At 53.6% G+C, this 1,167-nt stretch carries 1 protein-coding gene; it reads right to left on the bottom strand.

The features are described 5' to 3' along the window. Positions 1–168: 168 nt before the first annotated feature. Positions 169–1,167 (bottom strand): tRNA wybutosine-synthesizing protein 4 beta-propeller domain-containing protein (locus C8N47_RS18615; RefSeq protein WP_211316213.1); only part of this gene is annotated, 999 nt, incomplete at its 5' end.

Below are 1,167 nucleotides of genomic sequence, written 5' to 3'. Positions count from 1 at the left end.
TAAAATACCCGCCACATTGCTCGTCTTTGGAATTGTTTTCCCAAAAGGGAATTACTTTTTCAAGCAATTCCTTTTGGTACTTTTCTGCTGTTAATTTGAAATTAAAATCCATCTTTTATGCTCGTAAGCGTTGTTGTAATTTGATCGATAAAAACGAGGAATGCCTGGCTATTCAAGCGTTCCCCGGGTAACCAGTTTCGAACGCACTCCGGGGCGCACTTCACCTCCGGGAATAATAATCTGTCCGTTCCACCAAAAGGCGGTGGTGGTAACCTGCGTGTCGCCGCCAATCTCGCCGGCCAGCGTCAGCTCAGCGGTCTGGCAGTTGAACAGGTACACCTCCTTGCAAAAACCGGGATGGCTGGTCAGGTTCTTAATCTTTTGTGCCTGGTACTTCTCGCGCTCTTCGGCTGTTTCGGCTTTGGCAGCCGCGTCGATTAAGCGTTCGGTTTCGTTGAAAATGTTGCCTTTGTCGCCACCAAACACCAGGATGTACTGATCGCCGTAAGGCAATCCTGTTCCTGCTGAAAGGCCAAATGGCGCTTGTCCGTCCAACTTCAGCTCGCCGGCTTTGCTCCATTGCTGTTGCGAAGGCGAATACTTCCAGATGTCGCTTAAAAAGGTAGAAGTGATACCCGACTTGTTGCGTCCGCCCAACACGTAAATGCAGGTTTCGTCGCCATCCGACTGGGCTGCCACCACCGCGTGCGACAAAGGCACGGGCAGGCTCGGCAAGATTTGCCAACCGGCATCCTGATTGGCTGCATCCAGCGCAAAGCAGTGCTTGCTTGCACCTTCCGCATCAATTCCTCCAACCACATAGATGGTGGAACCAATCTGTGCTGCTCCGCCGCTGGTAACAGCCACCGGCAGATCGGGCAGTTCGTTCATCTGAAGCGAATCGCCTTCAACACGAAGTTTAAAGGCATTGGCAACCGGGCCGTCGGCTGTCTCACCCCCCAGGCTGTAAATGCCCTGTTCGGTGGATAAACAAGCGCTGTAGGCCATTGCCAGGGGCAGTTTCCATCCCGGCTGAGCCCAGCTAAGCTGCCCGTCCTTACGGCTAAGGCGGTAAATGCGGTCGTGGTAGCGTTTGGTGCCACCATTCCAGGGCATGGCATCCTCGAAGTTGGAGCCGCCACCCACCAGCAGATAATCTTGGCAGGC

The sequence above is a fragment of the Mangrovibacterium marinum genome, assembly GCF_003046625.1.
Lineage (GTDB): Bacteria > Bacteroidota > Bacteroidia > Bacteroidales > Prolixibacteraceae > Mangrovibacterium > Mangrovibacterium marinum.
Note: the sequence above shows the minus strand (reverse complement) of the source record. Positions and strands in the feature narration are given on the sequence as shown.